The 24,318-nt window shown below is 59.2% G+C and carries 24 protein-coding genes; 14 read left to right on the plus strand and 10 right to left on the minus strand.

The window, feature by feature from the left end; genetic code table 11:
- Window positions 1-120: 120 nt before the first annotated feature.
- From ACS5Q1_RS35045 to ACS5Q1_RS35060, 4 genes are read right to left on the minus strand one after another with little or no spacing between them, the layout of a single operon-like run.
- Window positions 121-1,950, minus strand: a complete 1,830-nt coding sequence (locus ACS5Q1_RS35045) for a TniQ family protein (RefSeq protein WP_473102559.1) — start codon at window positions 1,948-1,950, stop codon at window positions 121-123.
- On the minus strand, window positions 1,950-3,041 hold the full coding sequence (locus tag ACS5Q1_RS35050) for an ATP-binding protein (protein ID WP_473102560.1): 1,092 nt from the start codon (window positions 3,039-3,041) through the stop codon (window positions 1,950-1,952). The genes ACS5Q1_RS35045 and ACS5Q1_RS35050 overlap by 1 nt, the downstream gene beginning before the upstream one ends.
- A gap of 3 nt (window positions 3,042-3,044) precedes the next feature.
- On the minus strand, window positions 3,045-5,195 hold the full coding sequence (locus tag ACS5Q1_RS35055) for a Mu transposase C-terminal domain-containing protein (RefSeq protein ID WP_473102561.1): 2,151 nt from the start codon (window positions 5,193-5,195) through the stop codon (window positions 3,045-3,047).
- Entirely contained in the window at window positions 5,195-5,758 is a 564-nt protein-coding gene (locus ACS5Q1_RS35060) for a TnsA endonuclease N-terminal domain-containing protein (RefSeq protein WP_473102562.1), read from the minus strand. Before ACS5Q1_RS35060 ends, ACS5Q1_RS35055 begins: the two co-directional genes overlap by 1 nt.
- Window positions 5,759-7,570: 1,812 nt before the next feature.
- Between ACS5Q1_RS35060 and ACS5Q1_RS35065 the strand changes: the two genes are divergently transcribed.
- Genes ACS5Q1_RS35065 through ACS5Q1_RS35090 form a run of 6 tightly spaced genes read left to right on the plus strand, consistent with a single transcriptional unit; the run spans window position 7,571 to window position 13,272 of the window.
- Complete coding sequence (locus tag ACS5Q1_RS35065; protein WP_473102563.1) at window positions 7,571-8,596, plus strand: LacI family DNA-binding transcriptional regulator; 1,026 nt, start codon at window positions 7,571-7,573, stop codon at window positions 8,594-8,596.
- A gap of 32 nt (window positions 8,597-8,628) precedes the next feature.
- Window positions 8,629-9,579 (plus strand): substrate-binding domain-containing protein, encoded by a 951-nt coding sequence (locus ACS5Q1_RS35070; protein WP_473102564.1) that lies wholly within the window; start codon window positions 8,629-8,631, stop codon window positions 9,577-9,579.
- Window positions 9,576-10,391 (plus strand): ATP-binding cassette domain-containing protein, encoded by an 816-nt coding sequence (locus ACS5Q1_RS35075; protein ID WP_473102565.1) that lies wholly within the window; start codon window positions 9,576-9,578, stop codon window positions 10,389-10,391. Before ACS5Q1_RS35070 ends, ACS5Q1_RS35075 begins: the two co-directional genes overlap by 4 nt.
- Window positions 10,388-11,392 carry an ABC transporter permease gene (locus ACS5Q1_RS35080; RefSeq protein WP_473102566.1) on the plus strand — a complete coding sequence of 335 codons (1,005 nt, stop codon included), beginning with the start codon at window positions 10,388-10,390 and terminating at the stop codon, window positions 11,390-11,392. The genes ACS5Q1_RS35075 and ACS5Q1_RS35080 overlap by 4 nt, the downstream gene beginning before the upstream one ends.
- Before the next feature lie 3 nt (window positions 11,393-11,395).
- Complete coding sequence (locus ACS5Q1_RS35085) at window positions 11,396-12,460, plus strand: phosphotriesterase family protein (RefSeq protein WP_473102567.1); 1,065 nt, start codon at window positions 11,396-11,398, stop codon at window positions 12,458-12,460.
- 41 nt (window positions 12,461-12,501) lie between these two features.
- The gene (locus ACS5Q1_RS35090; RefSeq protein WP_473102568.1) at window positions 12,502-13,272 is read left to right on the plus strand and encodes a glutamine amidotransferase; all 771 of its coding nucleotides are present in this window, start codon (window positions 12,502-12,504) and stop codon (window positions 13,270-13,272) included.
- A 9-nt stretch (window positions 13,273-13,281) separates the two neighbouring features.
- Here the strand turns inward: ACS5Q1_RS35090 and ACS5Q1_RS35095 are convergent, their stop codons facing one another.
- Window positions 13,282-14,178 (minus strand): ribokinase, encoded by an 897-nt coding sequence (locus ACS5Q1_RS35095; RefSeq protein WP_473102569.1) that lies wholly within the window; start codon window positions 14,176-14,178, stop codon window positions 13,282-13,284.
- A 27-nt stretch (window positions 14,179-14,205) separates the two neighbouring features.
- On the opposite strand from ACS5Q1_RS35095, the gene ACS5Q1_RS35100 reads away from it, so the two are divergent.
- The 5 genes from ACS5Q1_RS35100 (at window position 14,206) to ACS5Q1_RS35120 (ending at window position 20,057) form a co-directional block, all read left to right on the plus strand.
- Window positions 14,206-15,048, plus strand: a complete 843-nt coding sequence (locus ACS5Q1_RS35100) for a BtpA/SgcQ family protein (protein WP_473102570.1) — start codon at window positions 14,206-14,208, stop codon at window positions 15,046-15,048.
- 4 nt (window positions 15,049-15,052) lie between these two features.
- A complete protein-coding gene (locus tag ACS5Q1_RS35105; protein ID WP_473102571.1) occupies window positions 15,053-15,697 on the plus strand; it encodes a TenA family protein in 645 nt (214 codons plus the stop codon).
- A gap of 17 nt (window positions 15,698-15,714) precedes the next feature.
- Entirely contained in the window at window positions 15,715-16,971 is a 1,257-nt protein-coding gene (locus ACS5Q1_RS35110; protein WP_473102572.1) for a Zn-dependent hydrolase, read from the plus strand.
- Window positions 16,972-17,278: 307 nt separating this feature from the next.
- Window positions 17,279-17,485, plus strand: coding sequence for a hypothetical protein (locus ACS5Q1_RS35115; RefSeq protein WP_473102573.1), 207 nt, complete (start codon window positions 17,279-17,281; stop codon window positions 17,483-17,485).
- Between the two features lie 607 nt (window positions 17,486-18,092).
- Window positions 18,093-20,057 (plus strand): PAS domain-containing protein, encoded by a 1,965-nt coding sequence (locus ACS5Q1_RS35120; RefSeq protein ID WP_473102581.1) that lies wholly within the window; start codon window positions 18,093-18,095, stop codon window positions 20,055-20,057.
- 36 nt (window positions 20,058-20,093) lie between these two features.
- On the opposite strand, the gene ACS5Q1_RS35125 is transcribed toward ACS5Q1_RS35120, so the two are convergent.
- The 3 genes from ACS5Q1_RS35125 to ACS5Q1_RS35135 form a co-directional block, all read right to left on the minus strand.
- Window positions 20,094-20,351, minus strand: coding sequence for a DUF6894 family protein (locus ACS5Q1_RS35125; protein ID WP_473102574.1), 258 nt, complete (start codon window positions 20,349-20,351; stop codon window positions 20,094-20,096).
- Between the two features lie 339 nt (window positions 20,352-20,690).
- Window positions 20,691-20,882: a hypothetical protein gene (locus ACS5Q1_RS35130; RefSeq protein WP_473102575.1), complete on the minus strand. Its 192-nt coding sequence runs from the start codon at window positions 20,880-20,882 to the stop codon at window positions 20,691-20,693.
- A 183-nt stretch (window positions 20,883-21,065) separates the two neighbouring features.
- A complete protein-coding gene (locus tag ACS5Q1_RS35135) occupies window positions 21,066-21,329 on the minus strand; it encodes a hypothetical protein (protein ID WP_473102576.1) in 264 nt (87 codons plus the stop codon).
- A 723-nt stretch (window positions 21,330-22,052) separates the two neighbouring features.
- Between ACS5Q1_RS35135 and ACS5Q1_RS35140 the strand changes: the two genes are divergently transcribed.
- Window positions 22,053-22,385, plus strand: a complete 333-nt coding sequence (locus ACS5Q1_RS35140; RefSeq protein WP_473102577.1) for a hypothetical protein — start codon at window positions 22,053-22,055, stop codon at window positions 22,383-22,385.
- A 456-nt stretch (window positions 22,386-22,841) separates the two neighbouring features.
- On the opposite strand, the gene ACS5Q1_RS35145 is transcribed toward ACS5Q1_RS35140, so the two are convergent.
- A complete protein-coding gene (locus ACS5Q1_RS35145; RefSeq protein ID WP_473102582.1) occupies window positions 22,842-22,925 on the minus strand; it encodes a hypothetical protein in 84 nt (27 codons plus the stop codon).
- Complete coding sequence (locus ACS5Q1_RS35150; protein ID WP_473102578.1) at window positions 22,903-23,220, minus strand: hypothetical protein; 318 nt, start codon at window positions 23,218-23,220, stop codon at window positions 22,903-22,905. The genes ACS5Q1_RS35145 and ACS5Q1_RS35150 overlap by 23 nt, the downstream gene beginning before the upstream one ends.
- Window positions 23,221-23,552: 332 nt before the next feature.
- Between ACS5Q1_RS35150 and ACS5Q1_RS35155 the strand changes: the two genes are divergently transcribed.
- Both ACS5Q1_RS35155 and ACS5Q1_RS35160 read left to right on the plus strand, forming a co-directional pair.
- On the plus strand, window positions 23,553-23,789 hold the full coding sequence (locus tag ACS5Q1_RS35155; RefSeq protein ID WP_473102579.1) for a BrnA antitoxin family protein: 237 nt from the start codon (window positions 23,553-23,555) through the stop codon (window positions 23,787-23,789).
- A 118-nt stretch (window positions 23,790-23,907) separates the two neighbouring features.
- A complete protein-coding gene (locus ACS5Q1_RS35160; protein ID WP_473102580.1) occupies window positions 23,908-24,129 on the plus strand; it encodes an MliC family protein in 222 nt (73 codons plus the stop codon).
- Window positions 24,130-24,318 lie beyond the last annotated feature (189 nt).

The following is a 24,318-nucleotide window of genomic DNA, read 5'->3' on the forward strand; positions in this document are numbered from 1 at the left end:
CGTCAAGAACACGTTCGCGCAAATCGGGAGAATAGGGCTGGGGCATGGCTCGCCTCCCGGGCCATATCCCAATCAACGCACAGACCACCCGAAGGGATTCAAGCCCAGATCAAAAGCGCTTTAGAGTTCGGCGGGAACGTCGCGCCGACGATAGAACAGTGGAGGCACTAAGTCTCGACTAAAGGCAGGCTGAATTCCCATTTCCATCAGGTGCTTCCTAACCAATTTGAAATTAACTCCGAGGGTCCGCGCGATGTCATGGACTGAGATGTATTCCGCAGTAAACGCATCTAGTGCGGAGGCCGGAACGGCAATGTAAGGACATCGATTGAGGGGACTAACAGTCTTTCTCGTCGAGAGAATTTCCGCCTTGATCAACGCGTCGATCACTTGCGTGCTCGTCCGCAGACGAGTCTCCACTTGTCGTCGAGTTAAATCGCTTCCCCGATCACCTTGGGTTAATCGTTTGATCTCATCGAGATTAACAAGGACAGAGGCGTACCCGTAATCATTAGTGTCACGTCCAACCCAGCTGAGCGTCTTATTCAGTATCAGCTGCACGATCTCCACTGCTCCGCAGTTCGCGCGTTTAGCGGCATGAGCAATCGTGTATATGGGATGTTCGAACGAGTTGAGCGGCACAGCGTCAGCAAGGAGGGTAGCCAGGAACGAGTCCAAATCGGCCTTATCGTAAGCATGGTCCTTCAACGCCTCCTTACCGGAAGGCGCGAAAGGGCGAATATAGCCGTGCTTAGCCAGAAGAAATGCATGGGTTCGCCCCGCATTGAGATAATTTGCCGCCTGTTTGTGGTTCATCGCGCGTTTGACGCGGGAGAGAGCGTCCTCGGCACGGTCCGCCTCAAATATGATCCGGTCGTCCGACAATTTCCTGTGGTCGGCAGGTATTATGCCCATTACGGCAAGGATCCGCCTGAGGCGCCTGGGGTCCAGCCCGGTTTCTTGCGCCGCTGTCCAGATGGAGTGAAGGCGGCGACGTTCAATAACCTGGCGTCCGAAGACCGCATCCTCAGGGCCAATAGGTTCATTATCCTTCACAATGTCGATGATGATTCTGCGGAGCGGTTCATATACGGACCCGGTGTTAGCTGCGGCAAGCCAGACATGGAGCCGACCAAACCAAGCCTGAGGCCCAGAAGGGTCTGATCGAGATACGGGATAGATGCTTCGGATGTCCTCTAAAAATGCGCGGATGCCCTGGTAGCCGCCGGCAGCGATAGCGAAGCCCGCATCTCCCGCACGTCGCCATTCTGTGTCACCGAAGTTTCTGATTGGGGCTTTGGGCCCAAATTCTGCTATTGATCCAATCATTTCGCAGGTGCGCGCCGCAGCATACCATGGCATAGCATCCAGCCATCGAGGGCCGCTTACACCATCGAGACGGCCCAGGAGATAGGTTTCCGTTGCCGTTGGAGCACATTCAACTGACTCCTGAGCGAGACGCGGAATATCGGCGAGAGTGGGCGCGATGTAGCGGGCAAAATCGTGGACGACCGTGTCGGAACCGTTGTGGGCAAGTTTCACAAGCGGCACGTGATGGTAGATACACGTTTTAATCGAGGCTAATTGCCAACTGGTCCGACCGCCAGCCATCCATGGCACTGGATTGCAAGCGATGTCCTCGGCTATGCAACGTGGACAGACCGTGACCCGGGCTCGGCGCAGCGATGAACGCACCAACTCTTGCCCGTTCAGATGGAAGGCTCCGGCTTCACGATGGATTGCAGCGGCCACAAGGCGTTCGGCAGGCTGTCCCACGAGACTGGCGAGGGACTGAATGGCATCAGGATCTCCGTCCACGACAGCCTGGAACCGGAAGCCCATGTCCAGACTGAAAGACCGGGCGCATCGCTTTCGGTGGAGCATCGCTAAACGGGACACGAAGCTCGCCGGTGTTTCGCCAGCAAGCAGCTGGAGGGAAGGGTAAAGCATCACTTGCTCTCCTTCCCCTTTCTGCTGCGTCTCTTTCCGCTGGTAGTCCGCTTTCGTGGATCCTGACGTAGGATAGGTCCGTCTGTTGGCTCTTCGACAAGTACTTTGGAACAGTCGAGGTTAATCCAGTTTGACGCCACAAATGGGTTCATCAGCGAACCAACTCCGGTCCGGTCCGTGTAGGCAATTGCAAAGTGTTCGAGCGTGAGAATCCCTTCCTGGAGCACGGCGGTTTCAATGGCTTCATGAACCAACTCAGCCATGATACCGAGCCGGTAAAGTGCAGCATGCGCTAGCCGAGGAGCGACGGCCAAGCCAAACTCGTCATCGGCTTGGAGGCCGGCCAATCTGGAAAGGCCGACGACAATGTCCCTGATCATCTCCGAGGTGTCAGGTAGGGCAAGGAGCGGAACGCGGATGAAGCGTTCACGACGACGGATCTCATCAATTTCCTCGAGCTCAGGGACGATTTCCGGCAAGCCGGAGATGACGAGTGCAACAGGCCACGTGGGTGACGCCATGAGTGCCTTTAGGGTCTTCCGGATCTTATCGATTTCGTCGACGTTTGCCCCGTCTGTAAGATTATGCATCTCGTCAAGGTGTAGAATGAGTACTCCAGTCAGTTGCAGGTGGTCATGGACCTGAGCCCAGATAAGGTGCTCCTTGAGGTCCCGCACCAACGGATAACCAAGCTTGCTGAGAATGCGAATGCCAAGGGTCTTGAGGGTACAGGGGCTTGGAACGCTCACAGTCACAAGCGGACAGCCTGAGCCAATCTTGCCGTAGCCTGTTAGAGACCGATGTGTGCGGAAGAGCCGGTTGAGTGACTCTGTCTTCCCAGTCCCGGCCTCGCCCACGACAACGAGCGCCCGTGCCTCCCGCCGCTGATTGTCCAGAACCTCTCCCTTGTGAACATGGGATGTAACGACCGTACGCAAAAGACTGTCGAATTTCCGGCGGAGTTCGTCGTCCCACTCGGTTTTCAGATACTGTCCTTTTACCCTCTCCATGATTTCTACGGTCCGGAGCTCCTTTTGAGGTAGGGTATCGCGCAATCGCGCAACAGCATCGCTATAGTTGATCTCGCTCATGGATTAGTCCTCGAACCGGACGGTGCGGATCCGCTTCGGCGGAGTAGGGGCCGGGGTGGGGACACTCATCCCGGTCGGAATGGCGCGTTCAGTAAGGTCGGAACCAAGTGGCTTTGTGGAGGTGGCAGTAGCAGCCGGATCGGCTTCGGGAAATCCGATTCCGAGCGTCTGTTCTGCCCGGTTCAACTGCTCGCGGGTCGGGCGCGTCGATATGATGCCAGCACGAGCAGCGGCTTCTGAGGCTAGTTCCCAGGCATCTCGAATGGCTTCCGCAATGATCTCGTCGTTGAGGCGAGCTTCAGCCGCAAACCGCCGCCGCAGGTCAGCGGATGCGGAGAGCCAGACGTCAACGGGGATGTCGTCGAACCCGCGTCGGACACAAGGTACAGCGAGCCGTTCAGCCTCACCTAACCGTACCGAGATATGGCCGAGATCAAGCGGATCGAGCCGGACATCAATGTCCGAGTCACCAGACTTCCGGCGATACTCTTGAAGTTCTGCGCAGGTGTAATGGAGTCCAAGCACCCGTATGCCGCGCGACGACAGGACACGTGAAAGATCAACCCCAAAGATTGCCCTCCGGACATGCCGATCCGGTGGCGGAATAACCCCATACTTTGCGACAAGCCTCTTCCACGCATTGGCTGGCGTCTCTCCGCCGAGCCCGGCGTGGGGAGAGTTATGATAGATATCAATCACCCATCGGACCAGGACTCGACAGAGCTCGTCTGTCGTCAGACTTACACGTCCCTGTGGATCGTAGTCGCCCTTTGCAACCACAGATTCGAATGTCCTGCCAGTAAACGGCGCTAGAGCCTGCGTTCCCGCTGTTCTGAACAGTCGCTCAATCCTACCACGCAAGTAGGCAAGACCGGCGGGAGGTGCGTCGGGATCAGCACCAAGATCGATAATCGCCCGTCGGAAAATGGTAGACAGAAAGCTCGCGGCTTGGTCATGAACAACACTTTCTGGGCTACCATAGAAATCGCAGGGTGAGAGCGCTCCCGCTGCGTCAGCGTAGGGCTTTTTTGGCAAGACGACCATCTCGAGGGTTTCAAGAGCAAGGCTGGCAGTTGGAGTGACGTCCAGCTTCATGCCGAGGATCACTCGGGACGCGGCATCCATCGCCACACAGATCCAAGGCCGCACAGTTGCAATGTCCGTTTTCAGGTCATCGGACAGCTTGTCCAGCAGACCAGCGTCCTTGCAGAGCGTCATAAGGTTGACGCGCCACTCATCGATTTCGACGCGTTGCAAGGGGCGCTCGACATCGGGGCCATTCGCCACCATGGCGAACCGTTCCGTTGCTGCCTTCAAACCATAACGTCCGGCATATACGTCGAACTCTGGTAGCGCATGAACCTCCTTTGCAAAGCATTTGTAGGAAGGCACTCGCAGCTGTGGAAGGCCAGCCTCCATACGTTCGACATTTCGCCTGTGGACTTCTGCTTTGAGGCTCCCGTGGACGCTGCGGATCGTTGGACGGTTCTCGGAGGCGTACCGGATGGCAAACTCCGCCATAAGGATCCGCTCATCGATCCCGAGACGCTCGGTAACCCTGTCACCGCAGAGACGGTACCGTTTGCGAAGTGCGGTTGCGCAAAAGCCAGCCCCTTCAAGGCGTTTGAGCCAAGTGCGCAAAGTCCGAGGGCTTGGCGGCCGACGCACCGGAGGGAGATGATCGCCTGGCCTCGGCGGAAGCAATTGTCCGTCATGATTTCTCCTGCTCGCTTTAATCTCCTCTTCGACAGCAAGATCGCTTTGGATCTCAAGGATAGCTTTTCCCATGGAGGTGTCGGAGCGAGATACTGTCTTTGCTTCCTCTTTTTTAAGAAAGGCTTTGCAGAAGGTATACCGCCAGAGCACCTCGTCCTGCTCCTTCACAGGCAGGTCTGCGATGCGATCGACACCAGAGTGCAATTGAGCCTTCAGGAAACCTGCATCGAATATGTTCCTTTCAAAACGGAAATCAGGTTTTGCGGTCAGAAACCGCAATTCGTCGTGGCTGAAACTCTCAATAACGCCAGGATCGCTGATGCGTGCGAGCAGATAGCCTTCATGAACCTGTCCGCGCAGCCGATAAGGTATGCCATCCAAGGTAATTCTATCATTGGGGCCTATGCGGTAGTGCGGAGCGAAGGGGGAGGGGAACATCACGCCGCCTCCACACTCGAAGATATGCCCCACGTGGCAGAGGTCTCGTACCCAATGCGCGCATTCCCAATAACTTTGATAGTGCCACCAGCAATCAAGCGTACAACTGCGCGAAATCCTGCGCCTCTAAGACCACTTGCTGCGACTAGTTCCCCGACGGTTGCTTCTCCAGGGGATGCAAGAAGATCTTGCACGAGCGCATCGTGTGAAGGTTCAGGAGCACGTTGCGCATGGTGTAAAGGGGCTGCATTGTGGGCAACGTCACGAGGGAGATCTGCATCTGTCATAAGAAGCACACCGTCCGCGAACGTTTTGGGAAGCTGCGCTGCAATGTGCTCTAGCGTTTCACCCAAGCGCTTACGCTCGGCTTGAACCTTTGGCTTGACAGCGACCGCTATTGTTCGGCCGTCCTTGAGAGTAGCGAGGAAGTCGAATGTGTGATGATGCACCTTTCCTTCTGCATCATTCCATTCGATGGCCTTCGGCTGTTCTCGCAGATCCGCGACTTGTGGGTGAGTTAGCAGGAAGTGAGCGGCCTTTTTCTCGAGACCGCTTTCGCACATGATCTCCCGCGGTACGGCTCCGCCGACAACGGACGGACGGCACGCACCTTTTGAACGGGAATGAACATTGCGTGAGGAGAGGGACTTTCCAGGAGGACGCCAAAGTGGCGCCGGAGATTTCAAAGTTGTCGTATCCAAAGTACTTTCTTTGCCGAAGGCGTGCGGCCGTGTTCTATGAACAGCCGACGACGACACACTTGCATGAAGTCACACAGTCGTGCATTGTCTCGTTGCTGCCCATAGCGTCTGGCATACGCTAGATTGCGGTGGAGGCTTGCTCTAGAGGTTTCCTAGGCCTGTACAGAGCAGATCAATCAGGGACACCTCGATGTGGCGTCGGGGTGTCCATTTTTCTGTATTGTTCTCTCGATCTCATCTCCTGTTGATAGCTGGATCTACATTTCTTCGATTCTTCGATTCTTCGAAATGAAGATCGGGGCACCGCTAACTAGTATGCAACCGTGCACGAAATCAGGGCATGGTGCACCGATGCATAATGTCTTAAGACCTGCGGGATCTATGCCGAAAGACGCATGGCTACTGCACCTCGGTCATCAGGAGACTGATCAGTATCTGCATTAGGTCGCCTGTCTGATCAGCAATACGCGACTGGGGCTGCTGTTGTTGCCTGATGTACTGGAGGTGCTGGTGATGCTAGCGGCATATGTCTTGTGTTTTGCGCATATGCGCCGTTGATGTGACCCGCTCAACGAGATCCACGAGTTGATCTAGACTGCAAACGAGACGCACGGTTCTGCCCGCTGCAGTCAACAAAGACTCATCCCTGCAGGGATCAAGATCACTCATCCACTGAATGCTCGAGACCTTGATGTGGTGACGGCATCCTTCACTATCTGTAATCCGAATAAATTCGTTACGTCTGTTATTGAACATGGCTTTGATGTGGTCTGAATATGAAGGAATTCGGGCGGAACTTGGCCCAACTTAGATTGAGAGGTCAAGCATTTGAGATCGTCGATATCGTCGCAGGTAAACTAAGTATCGTCTTGAGTATACTAATTCGAATATCTGAAGTATGCTGTGCCAGATCTACAGTTTAATTCGGGGGGGGCGGAAATTTCTTGTTCGGATTTAAGTATCTGCTGCGACCGTCGCTCAGACCGAAGATAGTCTGCAATTTCTGCTAGTGCGCGGTATAATCGGGTGTTCTTTAGAAGTGGATTACATATAAACACCGGATGATTTAAGACTGATCCAACTCCTCACTAGTTATCGGGAGTGAGACGGGTGAACTACTCGTGCCATCGATCAGCGTAGTTAATGTCGCAATAAATACCGTCGGTCCGTTAATCGACCGTGATCGCAATAACTTAAATCGAATACTCGGTCATTGCGCAACAGTCCTAGGGACCGGAGGAACTTCTACTTCGACACGACTAAGCCGCCTTGCCAGAAAGTCTGTTTCCTCGTCGAAGGCATTGCGAGTGCAACGGGCCGGCTGGGCCATACCGCAACTGGACAGTCCACTAGGCTACGAGTTCCGGGCCAACCGTTCGAGAGGTGCCGGGTGGGTTAACAGGCAGCGCTCTGCGGCAACTGTGATTGGTATAAACATCGCGAGTGCGCTTACGGTGCTGGGATTAGCATTGTGGGCTGCCCATCAATCGCTGCTGCGCGTCCGCAGATTGTTGGGCCACCCTAAGCGCCAGGATCGGGGACGGTGCGCTGCCACTCCGACCAATCAAGGTGCAGTACTCCTAGAATGTGCCGCTTTTTTCACCAAGCGCTTGGTTGACAGTGGTTTCAGCTTCGCGCAGCTTGTAAACCGGTTTACAAAGTCGCGAGGCTGGTGTGGTCAATGGCCGGGTCACAAGTCTGAAGGATGTCGCTAGTGTGGCTGGCGTGTCGGTTGCGACTGTGTCCCGGATGCTGAACGGGACGCTTGAACTGCCGGCTGAAACAAAGAAACGCATCCAAGACGCGATCCGAGATCTGAATTACCAACCCAACCCGCATGCACGGCGGTTGAGCCTCGGCCGGTCGGAAACGATTGGCCTGGTGGTTCCCGATATCGCTAATCCGTTTTTCGCGATGTTCGTCGCGGCGGTCGAAGAGGAGGCGGATCGGAGGGGGCTGTCAGTGGCATTGAATGCGACGCTCAATAGGCCGGGACGTGAGATCGCGTATCTTCAGTCGATCACACGCAATTACATTGATGGCCTCATCTTCCTGACGAACCATCCCGATGACGGGCGCCTCGCAGACCTGATCAACAGGACGGGCAGGGTAGTCGTCGTCGATGAGGACGTTCCCGGCGCGAAGGCTCCGAAACTGTTCGGCGACAACGAGGCGGGCGGCTATCTCGCCGGAGGTCATCTCGCGGAGCATGGTCACAGGAATGTTCTCTTCGTCGGTGGACCGGAAGAGATGGTCAGCACCCGTCGGCGTTTCAGCGGGCTGGAGCGCGCCATGCGCAAGACCTTTGGGTCTGATACCACTATTGAGGCCTATAAAGGTGACTACACTGCCAGCTTCGGACGGCAGGCCGCCCGGCGCTTCATCGCTGAGAAGTGCCGGGCAACTGCGATCTTTGCGACTTCCGATGAAATCGCCGTTGGGCTGATGGAGGTGTTCCAGGCCGACGGGGTTCGCGTGCCTGACGATGTCTCCATGGTCGGCTTCGACGGTGTCGGCCCTCTGCACCTGTTCGCGCCGCCGTTGACGGCGATCCGCCAGCCTGTCCGAGCGCTCGGACAGCGCGCCTTGTCACTGCTTCTCGAAACGAATTGGCAGGAGAGGGAGCCTCACGCCACTGAGGAGATCCTGCCGGTCGAAATCGTCGTGCGGAAATCCGTTGCGCCGCCGTCGAAACAATAACTCGCGATGGAAACCAGACAGAGGATGTGACTATGACCATGAAACGCAGAACTTTCGCCGCTCTGGGCCTCACCGCCGTCGCGGCCCTCGCTCTCGGCACCTCGCAGGCCGACGCTCAGCAGAAGAAGACCTTTGCACTCGTGCAGATCAATCAGCAGGCGCTGTTCTTCAACCAGATGAACGAGGGTGCCAAGAAGGCGGCGGATGCCGCGGGCATCAATCTGGTCATCTTCAATGCCAACAACGATCCCGCGGCGCAGAACAGCGCCATCGAGACCTACATCCAGCAGAAGGTGGATGGTCTCGCTGTGGTCGCCATCGACGTCAACGGCATCATGCCGGCCGTCAATCAAGCAGCCCAAGCGGGCATTCCGGTGGTTGCCATCGACGCGATCCTGCCGAAGGGGCCGCAAAAAGCGCAGATTGGCGTTGATAACGCGAAGGCAGGCGCCGACCTGGGTAAGTTCTTCCTCGATTACGTGACGACGAACATGAACGGTAAAGCGAAAGTCGGAATCGTTGGCGCTCTAAACTCGTTCATTCAAAACGTGCGCCAAGAGGGCTTCGAGAAGACTGTCAGCAGCGCCTCGGGCATCACCAAGGCCGGCGTTGTCGACGGTCAGAACATTCAGGACAATGCCCTAACAGCCGCCGAGAACCTGATCACCGGCAATCCTGACATGACAGCGATCTACGCCACCGGCGAGCCTGCTCTGATGGGCGCGATCGCGGCCGTGGAAAGCCAAGGCAAGCAGGAAAGTGTCAAGGTGTTCGGCTGGGATCTCACGGCGCAGGCCATTGCCGGGATCGACAAGGGCTATGTGGCGGCGGTGATCCAGCAGGACCCTGCCAGTATGGGCGCGGCCGCCGTCACGGCGTTGAAGACGCTCTCAAGTGGCGGCACCGTGGAGCCGACCATCTCGGTTCCTGTCACGATCGTGACCAAGCAAAACGTCGAACCCTACCGGGCCGTGTTCAAATGACGAATGAGCGACAGCACCAGCACGCTGTCACCGGAGCCGAGGGGCCTATGCTCCCTCGGCCTACCGGATCCCGGACAGTTCCGCCGCGGGTTTCGCTCCGGGGCATTCGCAAGACGTTCGGATCGCATCAGGCTCTCCGCGGCGTCGACCTTGATCTCTATCCGGGCGAGTGCCTGGGACTCGTCGGCGACAACGCTGCCGGCAAATCGACCCTGACCAAGATCATCTCCGGTACCTACATCCCGGACGAGGGCACAATCGCCGTCGATGGGGAAACCGTGCGCTTCTCCGGTCCCGCCGATGCGCGCGCTCGTCACATCGACATGGTGTTCCAGGATCTCAGCTTGTGCGATCACATCGATGTGGTCGGGAACCTCTTCCTGGGCCGCGAACTCACCAAGGGTCCCTTCCTCGATCGGGCGCGGATGCTCATTGAGGCGCGGCATATGCTGGATTCGCTGGAGATCCGTATTCCGCGCCTGACCGCGAAGGTGGAGAAGCTCTCCGGCGGGCAGAGGCAGGCTATTGCCATCGCCCGCGCAGCCTCGTTCAACCCAAAGGTCCTGATCATGGACGAGCCCACGTCCGCGCTCGCCGTGGCCGAGGTGGAGGCGGTGCTCGCGCTGATCAACCGGGTGAAGGCGCGCGGCGTCTCGGTCGTGCTGATCACCCACCGATTGCAGGACCTGTTCCGCGTCTGCGACAGGATCGCCGTCATGTACGAGGGCACTAAGGTGGCGGAGAGGGAGATCGGCAGAACCAATCTGGAAGATCTCGTGAAACTGATTGTCGGTGAGGAGACCAGACAATGAGCACCTATACGGAGCGGCAGAAGGGCTCGCCGGTTGCCGACTTCTTCGCCGAACACGCGCAGGTCCTTTCCATCGCGTTCTTCTTTCTGGCTTGCTGCGCCTTATTTGCTATCACGACCGATACATTCTTGACGGTCGGCAACATTCTCAATGTCGTGCGTCAGGCCGCGCCGATCCTCATCGTCGCCGTGGCCATGACCTTTGTGATCGTCACAGGCGGCATTGACCTGTCCGTCGGCTCACTTGTCGCACTCGTCAACGCCGTTGCAGCCATCGTTCTCAGCATGGGCATTCCCTGGCCCCTGGTCGTCGTAGCGATGCTCGCGCTCGGCGCCCTCATCGGCTTCGTCCAAGGGTGGTTCGTGGCCTATCAGGGGATTCCCGCCTTTATTGTCACGCTTGCAGGCCTGTCGATCCTGCGCGGATTGGCGCTCTATCTCACCCAGGGCTATTCGATTCCCATCAACAACGTGCCGGGCTTCTTCACCATTGGCCGCGGCGAGATCGTCGGCTTTCCTGTTCCAGCATTGATCGCCATTGGCGTGGCGCTCCTCGGCTATGCGGTGATCACCACGACCAAATACGGCCGCCAGGTCGTGGCCGTCGGATCAAACATGGAGGCAGCGCGCCGGGTCGGCATGCCGGCGAAGTGGATCGTCGCCTCGGTCTATCTGATCGCGGGCGTCGCCTCGGCCCTCGCGGGATTGCTGATCGCTGCCCGTCTCGGGTCCGGCTCATCTAACGCCGCGGTCGGCTTCGAACTGCAGGTGGTAGCGGCCGTGGTGCTCGGCGGCACCTCCCTGATGGGCGGGCGCGGTACGATCCTCGGCACGGTGCTGGGCACCATGACCATCGCGGTCATCGGCAATGGACTCATCCTGATGCACATCTCACCGTTCTTCACGCAGATCGTCACCGGCGCGATCATTCTCCTGGCGATCTGGCTCAACACCCGCATCTTCTCGGCGAATTTCCGCTTCGCCACCAGAAAGGCCAGGTGAGTGATGGGCCAGGAACTCTCGGACGCGCATGTGCGCTCTGGCAAGGTGATGACCGTCACGGGACCCGTTCCGGTCGATCAGCTCGGCATGACCCTCATGCACGAGCATATCCTCAACGACTGCCGCTGCTGGTGGCACGCGCCGAAGACGCGGGAGCGGCAATATCTGGCCGAGAGTTTCGTATGCGTCGAAATTCTCGGCGAGTTGAGGCAGGATCCTTTCGTTAACAAGCACAACATCACGCTCGACGACGAACCTCTCGCCATCGCCGAGCTCAAGGCCTTTGCGGCGGAGGGCGGGCGTACCGTCGTCGAGCCGACCTGCCAGGGCATTGGCCGCGATCCGCGCGCCCTCCGCCGCATCTCTGAGGCCACGGGGCTTAACATCGTGATGGGCGCCGGGTACTACCTTGGTTCGTCGCACCCTGAAAAGGTCGCCGCCATGACCGCTGAGCAGATCGCCGACGAGATCGTTCGCGAGGCGACGCAAGGGGCCGACGGCAGCGACGTCAGGATCGGGCTGATCGGCGAGATCGGTGTTTCATCCGACTTCACGGCGGGGGAGGAGAAGTCCCTGAGGGGCGCGGCGCAGGCCCAGGTGCGCACCGGCCTGCCCCTTATGGTGCACTTGCCCGGCTGGTTCAGACTCGGACACCGGGTCCTCGACGTGGTGGCCGAGGAGGGTGGCGATCTGCGGCATACGGTGTTGTGCCACATGAATCCCTCCCATGACGATCAGCCCTACCAGCAGGAGCTCGCCGCGCGTGGCGCCTTCATCGAATACGATATGATCGGCATGGATTTCTTCTATGCCGATCAGCAGGTGCAATGCCCCAGCGATGAAGAGGCGGCGCGTGCGATCGTAAAACTGGTGGAGGCGGGATACACCGATCGGATCCTCCTGTCGCACGATGTTTTCCTGAAGATGATGCTGACCCGGTATGGCGGCAACGGCTATGCCTATATCCCCCGCCACTTCCTGCCACGTCTGCGGCGGCACGGGCTGAACGAAGCCATTCTCAATCAGATGATGCAGGACAATCCCCGCAGCGTCTTCCGTGCGTCCTGAGTGTCCTTACCCGAACAGATCAACTTGACGATGGTTATGCTATGACAAAGAAAGTTCTACTCGTCGGCGAAAGCTGGGTCAGCTCCGCCACCCACTACAAGGGCTTCGACCAGTTCGGCAGCGTCACTTTTCATCTCGGTGCCGAGCCGCTGGTGAAGGCCCTGGAGGGCAGCGAGTTCGCGCTGACCTACATGACCGCCCACAATGCAGTCGAAAAATTCCCCTATGACATGGTGGGGCTCGACGTCTACGACGCGATCATCCTGTCGGACATCGGCTCCAACTCCCTGTTGCTGCCCCCGGACGTGTGGCTTCATTCGCGCACGGTTCCCAACCGCCTGAAGCTGATCAAGGCCTGGGTGGAAAAGGGCGGGGGCCTGCTCATGGCGGGGGGCTACTTCTCGTTCCAGGGCATCGACGGCAAGGCTCGCTGGCGCCGCACGCCGGTGGAGGATACTTTGCCGGTCACGTGCCTTCCCTACGACGACCGCGTCGAAATGCCTGAAGGCGCCGTGGCGTCGATTGTACGTCCGGATCATCCCGTCCTGGCCGGCCTCGAGGGCGACTGGCCGCTGCTGCTCGGCGTCAACGAGGTCGAACTGCGCGACCGTGCGGACGTCGAGGTTCTGGCACGCCTGCCTGACGATCAGGGTGGCCACCCGCTGCTCGTTCTCGGCACCCACGGGCAGGGACGAACGGCAGCCTGGACGTCGGACATTGGTCCGCACTGGCTGTCGCCGGCGTTCTGTGCGTGGGAAGGCTATGGCCGCCTCTGGAAGAACCTGCTCGGTTGGCTCACCGAGGCTCGGTGAGATGCATCTCTACAGGTCGAGGATTGCCGCGAGCTCCTCGGCCGTCGGAAAGGCCGACTGAGTTCCGGGGCGGCTCACTGTGACGGCGCTTGCTCTGCTCGCATGCTCGATGGCCGTTCGGTCGAGAGCCGTGCCGCGCAAAGCGGACGATGCGAGCGCGGTCGCCATGAAGGTATCACCCGCGCCGGTGGTATCGACGACCGGGCAGGTAACGGCCGGAACGCGGATGATGCCGCCCTCGGTCGCCAGCATCGCGCCGTCGCGGCCTAAGGTGAGCACGACCGTCTTCACACCGGCGGCGAGCAGCTTGCGCGCCGCCTCCTCGCCGGTAGCGGCCATGAGAGCAACAGCCTCTCCCTCGTTGAGAAAGGCGATATCGATGAGACTCCAGAGATCGCCGAAGAAGGGCCGCAGGGGCGAGGGGTTGAAAGCCGTCACCATCCTGCGCGAGCGGGCGGCTTCCAGAACGTTGCGCGTGACCGCGTCCGTCAAGTTTCCCTGCAACACGGTAAGATCGCCGGGCTGCGCGTCTTCCAGGGCAGCGACGGCCTGCGCGACATCCAGGTTCTGGGCGCAATCGGTCGTGGTGATGATGGCGTTCTCGCCATCGGGCGTCGTGAGAATGATGGAGAAGTCTGTCGACCGGCCGGTGATCGGAACGAGACGCTCGGTCACCGGTTCCGCCGCAAGCTGCTGGCGCACCAGATCGCCACGCAGGTCACCGCCCACGCCAGCCACGAGATGCGTGCGCAATCCGCACCGCGCCATGACAACTGCCTGGTTCGCACCCTTGCCGCCGAGGTCGCGGGACTGCTCGGTGCCGAGAATGGAAGCGCCTGGTTTCGGCATGGCGCCGACGGCGAGGGTTTCGTCGATGGCGACATTGCCGATGACGTAAGCGTCCATGGGTTCACTTCCAAAAAGGGATAAGAAATGAAGAACATCTCTGGCAAGGCTGCAAGCGCCATAAGAGAAATATTCGGTACTGACAAGGTTCTCATCGGCATGATCCATTGCCCGGCGTTTCCGGGATCACCGCGCTATCAGGGTGCTGCCATAGAGAGCGTGTACGATGCCTGCATGAGGGATGCCGAGACGCTGATCGAGGGAGGCATACATGGGCTCATGGTTGAAAACCATGGTGATATCCCCTTCTCGAAGCCGGAGGATATCGGACCGGAAACCTCGGCTTTCATGGCCGTCGTGACCGACAGGGTCGCGCGCGCGACGGGCGTGCCGCTCGGCATCAGCGTGCTGGCGAATGCGCCCATTCCTGCATTTGCCGTCGCGATGGCGGGCGGCGCGAAGTTCATCCGGGTGAACCAATGGGCCAATGCCTATGTGGCGAATGAGGGATTTATAGAAGGACGCGCCGGAGAGGCGTTGCGCTATCGCTCCATGCTGCGGGCGGAGCACATCAAGGTCTTTGCCGACAGTCACGTGAAGCATGGCAGCCACGCGATTGTGGCCGACCGGTCGATCCAGGAACTGACGCGGGATCTTGCCTTCTTCGATGCCGACGTGGTTATCGCTACCGGACAGCGCACCGGCAACACGGCCACCGTCACGGAGATCGAAGAGATTGGTTCAGCCACGCATCTGCCGCTTCTGGTTGGATCCGGTGTCGACAAAGACAATGTGGCGGAGATCCTCAAGCGCACGAACGGTGTGATCGTTGCCTCGTCCCTCAAGCAGGAAGGCGTGTGGTGGAACCCGGTCGATCCGGAGCGCGTGCGTGCATTCCGTGCCGCAGCCGAGCCAGCGCTGGAGGGATGAGACCATGACGGAAACCCTCTCGCAACAGATCCTCCGCGAAAACCGCGCCGTGTTCGACGCTATGATTGGGCATCGCTTCGTCGAGGATATCAAGCACGATAGGTTGTCGACGGAGGTCTTCGAGCGCTATCTCGTCTATGAAGGAGCCTTCGTTGACACGGCGATCTCCATCTTCGCCTATGCGGTCGCCAAGGCCGAGCGGATCGAGCACAAGCGCTGGCTCATTGCTGTCCTCGATGCGCTCGCCAATCAGCAGATCGCCTATTTCGAGAAGACCTTCGCGGCGCGTGGCATTGACCCTGCGAGCTTCAACGTCAGCCTGCCGGAGGTAGCAGCATTCCGGTCAGGCATGCTTGAGATCGCCCGCGACGGCACGTTTCTCGATATCGTGGCCGCCATGTTCGCAGCGGAATCGATGTATTGGACCTGGTCGAAAGAGGCCGCCTCCCGTCCGATCACCGACCCGATTCTGAAGGAATGGGTTGATCTCCATGCTCATGAGGATTTTGCCGCCCAAGCCCTGTGGCTGAGGGACCGGCTCGACGAGGCTGGTGCGACGCTCGGTGAGGCAGAGCGCACCAAGCTTAGCCAAATCTTCGGGCAGGCTCAGAGCCTGGAGATCGCCTTTCACGACGCGCCCTATCTTTGAAGTGTGCGGAGAAACCCATGTCCCAGCAAGCGCAGGTCAATGGCGAGAGGCTGCTGAAGCGCCTCGACGATTTTGCCGCCATCGGCGCCACCCCAGCAGGCGGCGTGAACCGGCAGGCTCTGTCGGTGAGAGACCGCGAGGCGCGGCGTCTTCTCGCGGAGCTGGCTCTCGCGCGAGGCTTTCAGGTGTTCCAGGACCCAATCGCCAATCTCTTCGTCCGGCGAGATGGGAAACGAGGCGATCTGCCGCCGTTCTTGATCGGCAGTCATCTCGACAGCCAGCCTACAGGCGGACGCTTCGATGGCGCGCTCGGCACTCTCGCTGCCTTCGAGGTGCTCGAAAGCCTGGAGGATGCCGGGATCGAGACCGACTCGCCACTGGAACTCGTCGCTTGGACGAACGAGGAGGGGAGCCATTTCTCCCCCGGCTGTATGGGCTCGATGGCCTTCTCCCTGAAGGTGATTCCGAATGAGTGGGGTGATCTGCGTGGGAGTAACGGCGAGAGTTTCTCGGAGGAATTGCATGCGACCCTCGAAGCGCTACCACAAGTGCAGATGCGTCCTCTTGGTTTTCCCATCGCAGGTTATCTCGAACTGCACATCGAGCAGGGCCCGTCGTTAGAGCGCGAGAACATTCCGATCGGCATCGTCTACGGCATCCAGGGTACCCGCTGGCTTGAAGTGACCATCACAGGACGGGCGTCCCATGCAGGCACGACGGCGCTTTCTTTCCGCCACGATCCGATGGCGGCAGCGGTCGCCGCTCTGAAGACGCTCTTCGACACGGTGATGCCAAAGGACAAAGAGGCTCGCTTCACGATTGGGCGGTTTGCCGTCGAGCCGGGATCCGTGAACGCCATTCCGGGTTCTGTCACTTTCACAGTGGATCTACGACATCCCGAAACCGAAAGCCTCAATCGATTGGAGGCTCTGATCGTGAAGACATGCGCTGAGGCCGCGGCCTCAACTGGGTGTAAGGCACAGAGCCGCCGCTTCTTCGACATGCCTCCTGCCGCATTCCCGGAAGAGTTGCTCGCCTGTCTTGACCGAGCGGCTGAGGGACAGGCGCTTACCACCAAGCGCATGCTCTCGGGGGCTTTTCACGACGCACTGTTTGTGAACCGAATTGCACCTGCTGCGATGATCTTCGTGCCTTGTCGGGACGGCCTCAGCCATAATGAAGCCGAGTATGTTGAGCCCGCTCACAGTATCGCCGGTGCGCGAATGTTGCTCGCATCGACTTTGGAGATGCTTGCTTCACTCGGGAGCAAATGAGGTTGAGGCAGTGGCTATGACGCATCGCGTCTTGGGATCACCCGACGAAGACCCCGATGCCAACTCCATGTCCAGATCCGAATGGGGCAGGATTGTCTGGAACCAGGAGCAAAGCGGAACTTTAGGCGGCCCGGCTCTTGGACTGATTTTGACCCAATACAGACATTTGTTTGTGCCGGCTGCGCATTGATCAGGCTTTAGATCTAACTGCCTCGGTATAGTTTCGTGAGCTGTGGTCTCCTGTCTCCTGCGGAGGTATGCTCGTGCCCAAGTGGTGGCTGAGCTTTCAGTGAGGAGGCATTTTCCCATGTCCGGCCATGCAATCCACATCAAGGTCGACGGGAGGACCTATTCCGGAACCTACACGGTCGACCGCAAGATGCTGACCGTCACAACAACCTACGGCAGGAAGTCCGCCGAGATTGCCCCCAGGGTGGCGCACGAGACCCTGGCACACCAGCTCCTGCAGGAACTGGTGCAGCAGGAAAAGTCACGCAAAGGTTCGACGCTCTGACAATAGGTGGTGCCCTCCTATGCCGCGCATGTACCTGTGGCGAGCCGTCGATCATGACGGCGAGATCCTGGATGTCTTCGTCCAACCCAGAGCAGCACTTCGTGCGCACGCAGCCTGAAAAAGCACGCCTGCTCGCCATGCTACTACGCCAGTTCGGCGTGGCCCTTTGCGGTTTGACGATAACGACAGCAGTTATGGGTAGAGGGCGGCAATGGCTACTTGGACTGGCGCTTACCTCTGAGATCCAGCTCTCAGCGAGGCTTGGTGATCTGCGAGACAAGTTTCCTGAGGATCCTGTCTCTACAAAAGAAAGCGCCCTCTCTTCCAGGGGCGCTCCAAGGTCCGGCCCGTAGGGGCAAAAGTAACAGTGCCGGTATGGTTTATCTATTCGGGCGCATCCGCGTTGTCATGTCGGCACACTACGACGGATAAATACCCTCCAGCCGCTCGTTGAGATCCTGCGTCATGACAGTGTGGCGTTCTCGAACGGAGCGGAAGGGCCGATTGGCGCGACTGATACCCTGGGTCGAGGTACCAGACCTCTTATAGCCAAGATTGATCGGTTGTGATCGATGGCAAACGACGGAGAGACAGCGGCTTGCGCACGATGCGATTTTTGAAGGGCAGCACCATGGGGGCCGAAATCCAGGCGTATGACTGGTCAGGCTCGCCGCTCGGTCCCATCGAAACTTGGCCGGAAGCGCTCCGTGTCACGCTTGGCAACATGCTCCACTTTGCATTCGCGACCTATCTCGCATGGGGGGCAGACCTCATCACCTTCTACAATGATCCCGCCCTCCGGCTACGCGGGAAACGGCCGGAGGCACTCGGGCAACCTCTGCCGCAGGCTTGGTCCGAAGTCTGGGAAATCGCTTCGCCGATGGTCACGCGAGCCCTTCGTGGCGAGACGACCTATGTTCAAGACGTGCCCATAGACATCGTGCAGCGAAGAGACTACCCCGAGGAGACTTGGTGGACTGGCTCAATCAGCCCTGTCATGGACGGGGCTGACCAGCTTGGTGGTGTTCTGATAATCTTGCAGGAGACGACAGAGCGTGTGCTCACTGAGCAGCGGCTTCGGCTTCTGGTCGATCTGAGCACACGCTTACGTAGGGTGGCCGAGGCGCGCGAGGTCATGGCCACTGCCGCGGAGATGCTGGGGCGCCACCTGAGGGCGAACCGCGCCGGGTACTATGAACTGAGTGAGAGCGGTGAGTCCTTTGCGGTTGAGCGCGATTGGACCGATGCCACGACTCCAAGCTTTGCCGGCGAGCACCGCATCAGTGACTTTGGTCCCCTGATCGACCGCGAGTTGAGGGCGGGTCGCACCGTGTGCATCGACGATGCCTTGGCGCATCCGCTCACTGCGGAAGATCCCGTCGCCGCCGAGTTCCTCCGGGCGGGAAAGCGCTCAACCATCATTGCGCCCTTGGTCAGGGACGGTCGGCTGGTCGCATCTTTCTATGTTCATCACACCGAGCCGCGCCATTGGCGCGATGACGAGGTATCGCTGGTTCAGGAAGTGGCCGAGCGTACCTGGACCTCGATCCTGCGGGCCCGGGCCGAGACGGCGCTCCGAGACAGTGAGGAGCGTTTCCGGCAGTTTGCCGAGCACTCCTCCACGGTGCTGTGGATCCAGGACCTCGAAACCCACGAGATGGAGTACATCAGCCCGGCTTACGAGGCGATCTGGGGCGAGCCTGTGGAGGTCGCCTTACGCGATCCGGATCACTGGGCCAAGGCCCTTCACCCCGACGACCGTGACCGGGCTAGCACCACCCTCGAGCGCGTCCAACGCGGGGAGGAGGGCACGCACGAGTACCACATCATCCGGCCTGACGGCGGCGTGCGCTGGATCCGTGACACGTTCTTTCCGATCCGAGATGAGCAGGGACGGATCCGGCGGGTTGGCGGCATCGCCCAGGATATTACCCAACACGAGGGCTCCATCGTCTATGTGGTGGATGGCGACGAGGCCTCACGTCGCGACCTGTGCCTTCTGCTCCAGGGCGCTGGCTACGAAGTGAAATCCTTTGCCTCGGCGCAGTCTTTCCTCGCGGTGGCGCCGGTGTTGGTGCCAGGCTGCGTGGTGCTCGATACGCGCAGCCCCGAAGCCGGCGGGCTGACGATCCCGAGGGAACTGAAGGCGCGCCGGGCCGGGCTGCCGGTCATTGTGCTCGGAGAGGCTGGTCGGAACGTTGCGGTTGGGGTTCAGGCGATGAAGGCCGGAGCCGTGGATTTTCTCGACATGCCGTATCAACCTGAACAGGTGCTGGATGCGCTCGCTTCGGCCCAGGCGACCATCCGCGAGAGGGCCGAGCAGGATCAGGCCACCGAGCGCGTGAAGGCGCTCATCGCGGCGCTGCCGCCGCGCGAGCGGGAGGTGCTGGACGGGCTGCTGGCCGGGGGCACGAACAAGACGATTGCACGAGACCTTGGGCTCAGCCCGCGCACAGTTGAGGCGCACCGGGCTCGCATCATGGAGCGGTTGGGCGCTCAAAGCCTGCCCGAGCTGGTGCAGATTGCGGTTGCAGCCGGCTTGCAGTCCAAATCGCAGGATCGGCAAGGCTGACCACACAGGTGATAGGAAACGGCACGACCCGCATCTCTAATGTGGCCGGACTGCGTCTGAGAATGGTACAGTGAGGATTGTTTCCCCAGATCCATCGGCAATCTCGATGACCGCATCTCGCCCCAAGTCATCCACTTCGTCCACGAGCTCTCGAGCCACTTTCACAGCTTCCGCAAAGGCGGCATCGAGATCGGGCAGCTCTGTGCCGTCCGGATCCACTTCAAGCTTGTCTCCGTTTCGAATGTGGAGATAGTACAGGGGCATCATGGCAAGAAACCTGCGCTGGGTGAGCATTATAGACATCAGACCACAACGCCCAGCCCCGGCCGGGCGTCAGCGGGATAAAACTGGATTGCACTGAACACCCGCAAAGGACCGGGACATTAGAAGCTGCAACCCTGCTGCGGCGCAAGTGTGGATCTGAGAACCGCTCAACCGGCCACCAGCGGCAGATCAAGCCGGTGGATGAGGTGTCGAAAACCTGACGTTTGATCTCTGGACTCTCATAAACGTCCACGCTCCCGGCCAGTGAGCCGAGAGCGTTCTTGTCAGGACCAGAGAAGCTCAGGTCGCCTGGCTGACTCGCTCGGCGGTTTTCTCTAGGCCTGCACGGTCGCGGTGCGTGTGGCCTCCTCAGCCGTCATGGGAGAGTTGTAGGAGCTCCTGCCGATACTTGTGAGCCCTCTGGAGCGCCTCGGCCGCGCGCCGCTCATGGAACGAGCGCTGGAACTCGGTATGGGCGTGCCGCGCATAGTCAATGTGCGTCTTGGCTGCGGCCTCGCAGGCTCTGATAAGGGAGCCCAGCTCTTCATGGAGCTCGATCATTGTTCCTCCTTCCGGTTTGACTGGTGAATGATGCTCGCGACCACGTCTGCGCCAAACAGAGGGTATCGGTACGAGTTGGCCGCGCTTGCACTCCCGCCTCGTCCGCCGTTCTGAGCGCCAAGCCGGTGACGATGGAGCCTCTCTGCAAGGTTCGAGCCTTCGAGCCGATCAGCGTTGACACCTTCAGGCTGCGAAGGACTGGCGGTGCTGTTGCCGCCGCAGCGTTTCTAGCAGGTCCACATACGGCTGGCGCCTCTCCCAATGAGCGGCTCTGACTTGGCTCTTGATGTGCTCTTTCAGCTTTGGATCGCGGGCGCTCACCTCAACGTTTTCCAGTTCGACCTCGGCCGCAAAGTCGATATCACCTAGCGTATGGAGAACTTCTCTCATCATGGCGTCGAGGCTCGGCGAGTACATGCGATAGATCTGGTGGGATATATCGGGCATAGCTTCCTCCTGTTGTTCTTGCTTCTTGGCCTAAGAGATGCCGGCATGAACTTGGATTAACAAGTGCTGAGGGGTGGGTAGGGTTACGACGGATCTTTACGTACTCCCTTCGAGAGTGCTTTCGGCTCAACGCTAGCCCGCCTGCTGGATGTAACCCTTCGGTGCCTGTCACCCGAGGCGCGGATTGATGCCACATCAGCCAGCGGTGCAGGCAGCCGTGGGGTCATTCACTGAACCAATCCTGTCTAAACTGCTCAGCACGCCGATCCTGCGGCAGGTGCCTTCTGTGCCCTTACGGAACAATCCCTGGGGAAGTTCCGACTGTTGCCCGTCAGGGCCAGAAGTTAAATCAGATTCATGGCAGGCAGCGACGGCGCCTGCGGTTTAGGGAGAGAGCTGCCCAGAGAGGCAGCGAGACGCCACATCAATCGAGGAGCGGCCTATGGGGGTGGCACGGATGCACGGCCACCCCCGACCCTCAACCTCCGCAACAGGTCAGGCTAGCGAAGATCCCATCATGTGCGGGCGCGATTGGGGTTGTCAGGCAAGCCTCAATAGCCTGACAGGGAGGAGCCCAAGCCCATGGACAAGGCTGCGAACGATAATCGAGTGGCTGAACTCATCTCTATGTTGTTCACGACACTGGCCAACATTGATGTCGAGTAAGAGTTCGAACTGGCCCGGCTCCGGGTGACCGCCTAGCCCAACCTCAGAGCAATGATCGTGAACACGGTTCGCCAGCGCCACATCGAGCGCCGGGCTCCCTATGTCCGCAAGATTGCGGAGCTGCAAAAGCGGATGAGTAGAGAAGGCCGGATTGCCCGTCCCGACCGACTGAGCGAAGGGAGCAAGGCCAGAGGAGCACAGATGCCGGAGACACTTGTACCTAATCGGCCTTTCATAACAGGGATCGAAAGCACCGGACCGGTGCCGCCGGGAACAGGAAGGGTGGAGCAACTGATCGAATGGATCGGGCTCACCATCTTCGTCGCGTTGGCGGTCAGTGCCGCTGTCATCCTGATCCGAAACCGCCGGGGGACAACCGCGAAGCATTGACCAAATTACAAGTTGGATCGCTATCCGTTCTTGCTGGGGCAACTCGCGGAGGAGGGCTCGGTGTCTCAGCCGATCGGCGGCTACTGGGCCGCCGCCAGCAGTGAAATCAGGATGACTTTTGCGTCTCTGTCGAAGGTCCGCAATTGGCACGACGCGGAAGTAGACCTGACTTCTGCAATGAGGCGGTAAACCGACGTTCAAAGGACTGCGCTTAAGGATCACCTTTGACCCTGAGGAGACCTTCCTCAGCTCGCACACCCGGTAATATCGATGTTCTGGGGGAACGACATCGGCCCTGATCCGCCAATGCCCGAGCCGTTGCTGGAGCCACACGCACAGGCCCACGCGAGCCCGCGCCATCCAGTCCCGTTAATCTATGTTAGACTGCCGGGCCGATCGGATGCGGTTCGCCGGTTCGCCTTGCCATCCATGACCAATAGCGCGGGAGAAGTCCCGTCATCCGATTTTCCCCGACCTGGAGCCGACTGACGGCAAGTTATAGATGGTCTTGTTGCTGTCATCGGGCGAAGCGGTCACCAAGCCCTGAATATGGTCGAGATGAGCGTGGCTGATCAGGGTAGCCTTGAATCTCGTTCTTCAGCACGTGCCCGACGACGCTGTTGGTTGAACCCTCACGCACTTTGACATCCCTGAAGACACCCCTGTCCTGAGCAACCGTCAACCCCTTGACCAGACTGCCCGCATCACATGCAATGGCGCTGCGGTCTCCATGTGGGCGGATGAGATAGGAGCTGAGATTGCCATCCTGAATGCCGCCCAAAGCGCCAAGAACAACCACATCGAAGCCCTGGTCCGACAGAGCAACGGTGGGCATCAGAAGCGTTGAAAGTGACACAAGCGACGCGACCAATCTCATGAAAATTCTAGCACCCTAGATTAAGGTTCGAGCGAGAGGATGCTGGCATAGGTGAGGGATGAAAGCCAACTGTCATCTTCGCGGGAGTGCCACACCGTATGGCTAACAGTTTTAGGGCAGTGGGCGGTAAGGTAGGGTGACTGCGGCCTAAGCGGACATTTCGAATCGATAGGGAACTTCCTAGTCCGGATCAGAACTGCCATGATCATTGAGGCTATGACCAGGCGGCTGCCCGACACTAGCAGCAGATAGAAAACCTTGGATGAGAGGCATCAAACGGAGAGGCGGACATGTCGAGATCACCGGGAGGGCGCCGTCCAAGCGATCCCTTCAAGGCTGCTGAGGCTGCTTTCAAGAAGGCGACAATCAAACCAATCGAGGAGCCTCCCAAGGCTCCGTCCATCCCGGGTGTGAAGGAGACCGTCACCCTTCGGATCGACCAGGATGTGCTTGAGCACTTTCAGCAAGACGGTCCGGGATGGCAGGACCGCATTAATGCGGTCCTGCGGAAGGCGGCTGGAAAATAAGGATTATCTCGTGAACCGCGCAGCTCCTGTCCTGAGTAAGGCGATATGAATCGCGCTGTTTTCGACAGGCGCTGCCGGAGCGGCCGCCCAAGATCCTCAAACGGTTCACTACACCTGTGTGGATGGTGCAAAGCTTCAGGCCACGTTCTCTCGCCCGAGCAGCTCGATGGGATCAGTGAAGCTGGCCTATGCCGGATCCTCCACCGAGACGACGCTCCCGCAAGCCATCTCGGCGGATGGAGGTCGGTATACGCAGGGTGACGTCGATTTCTGGATCAAAGGGAAGGGCGCAACGCTGACCCGAGCGGGTAAACCGACAACCTGCAGAACCGGCAGCTAAGCTATCCCTTCCAGCTAGCCGGCCAAAGGTCCGAGAGTGCGCGGTGAGCGGACCTTTACAAAGCCGCGCTTATACCACGTCCTGGTGATCAGAACCCGTGTGCCCAGTCGCGCAAGCCGATGGACATAATCGTCCAGGGCTGCTCGGTGAGCCTGTTCCACGCGTCACAGCAATGATCGAGGATGTCCT

The sequence above is a fragment of the Microvirga sp. GN3 genome, assembly GCF_055792825.1.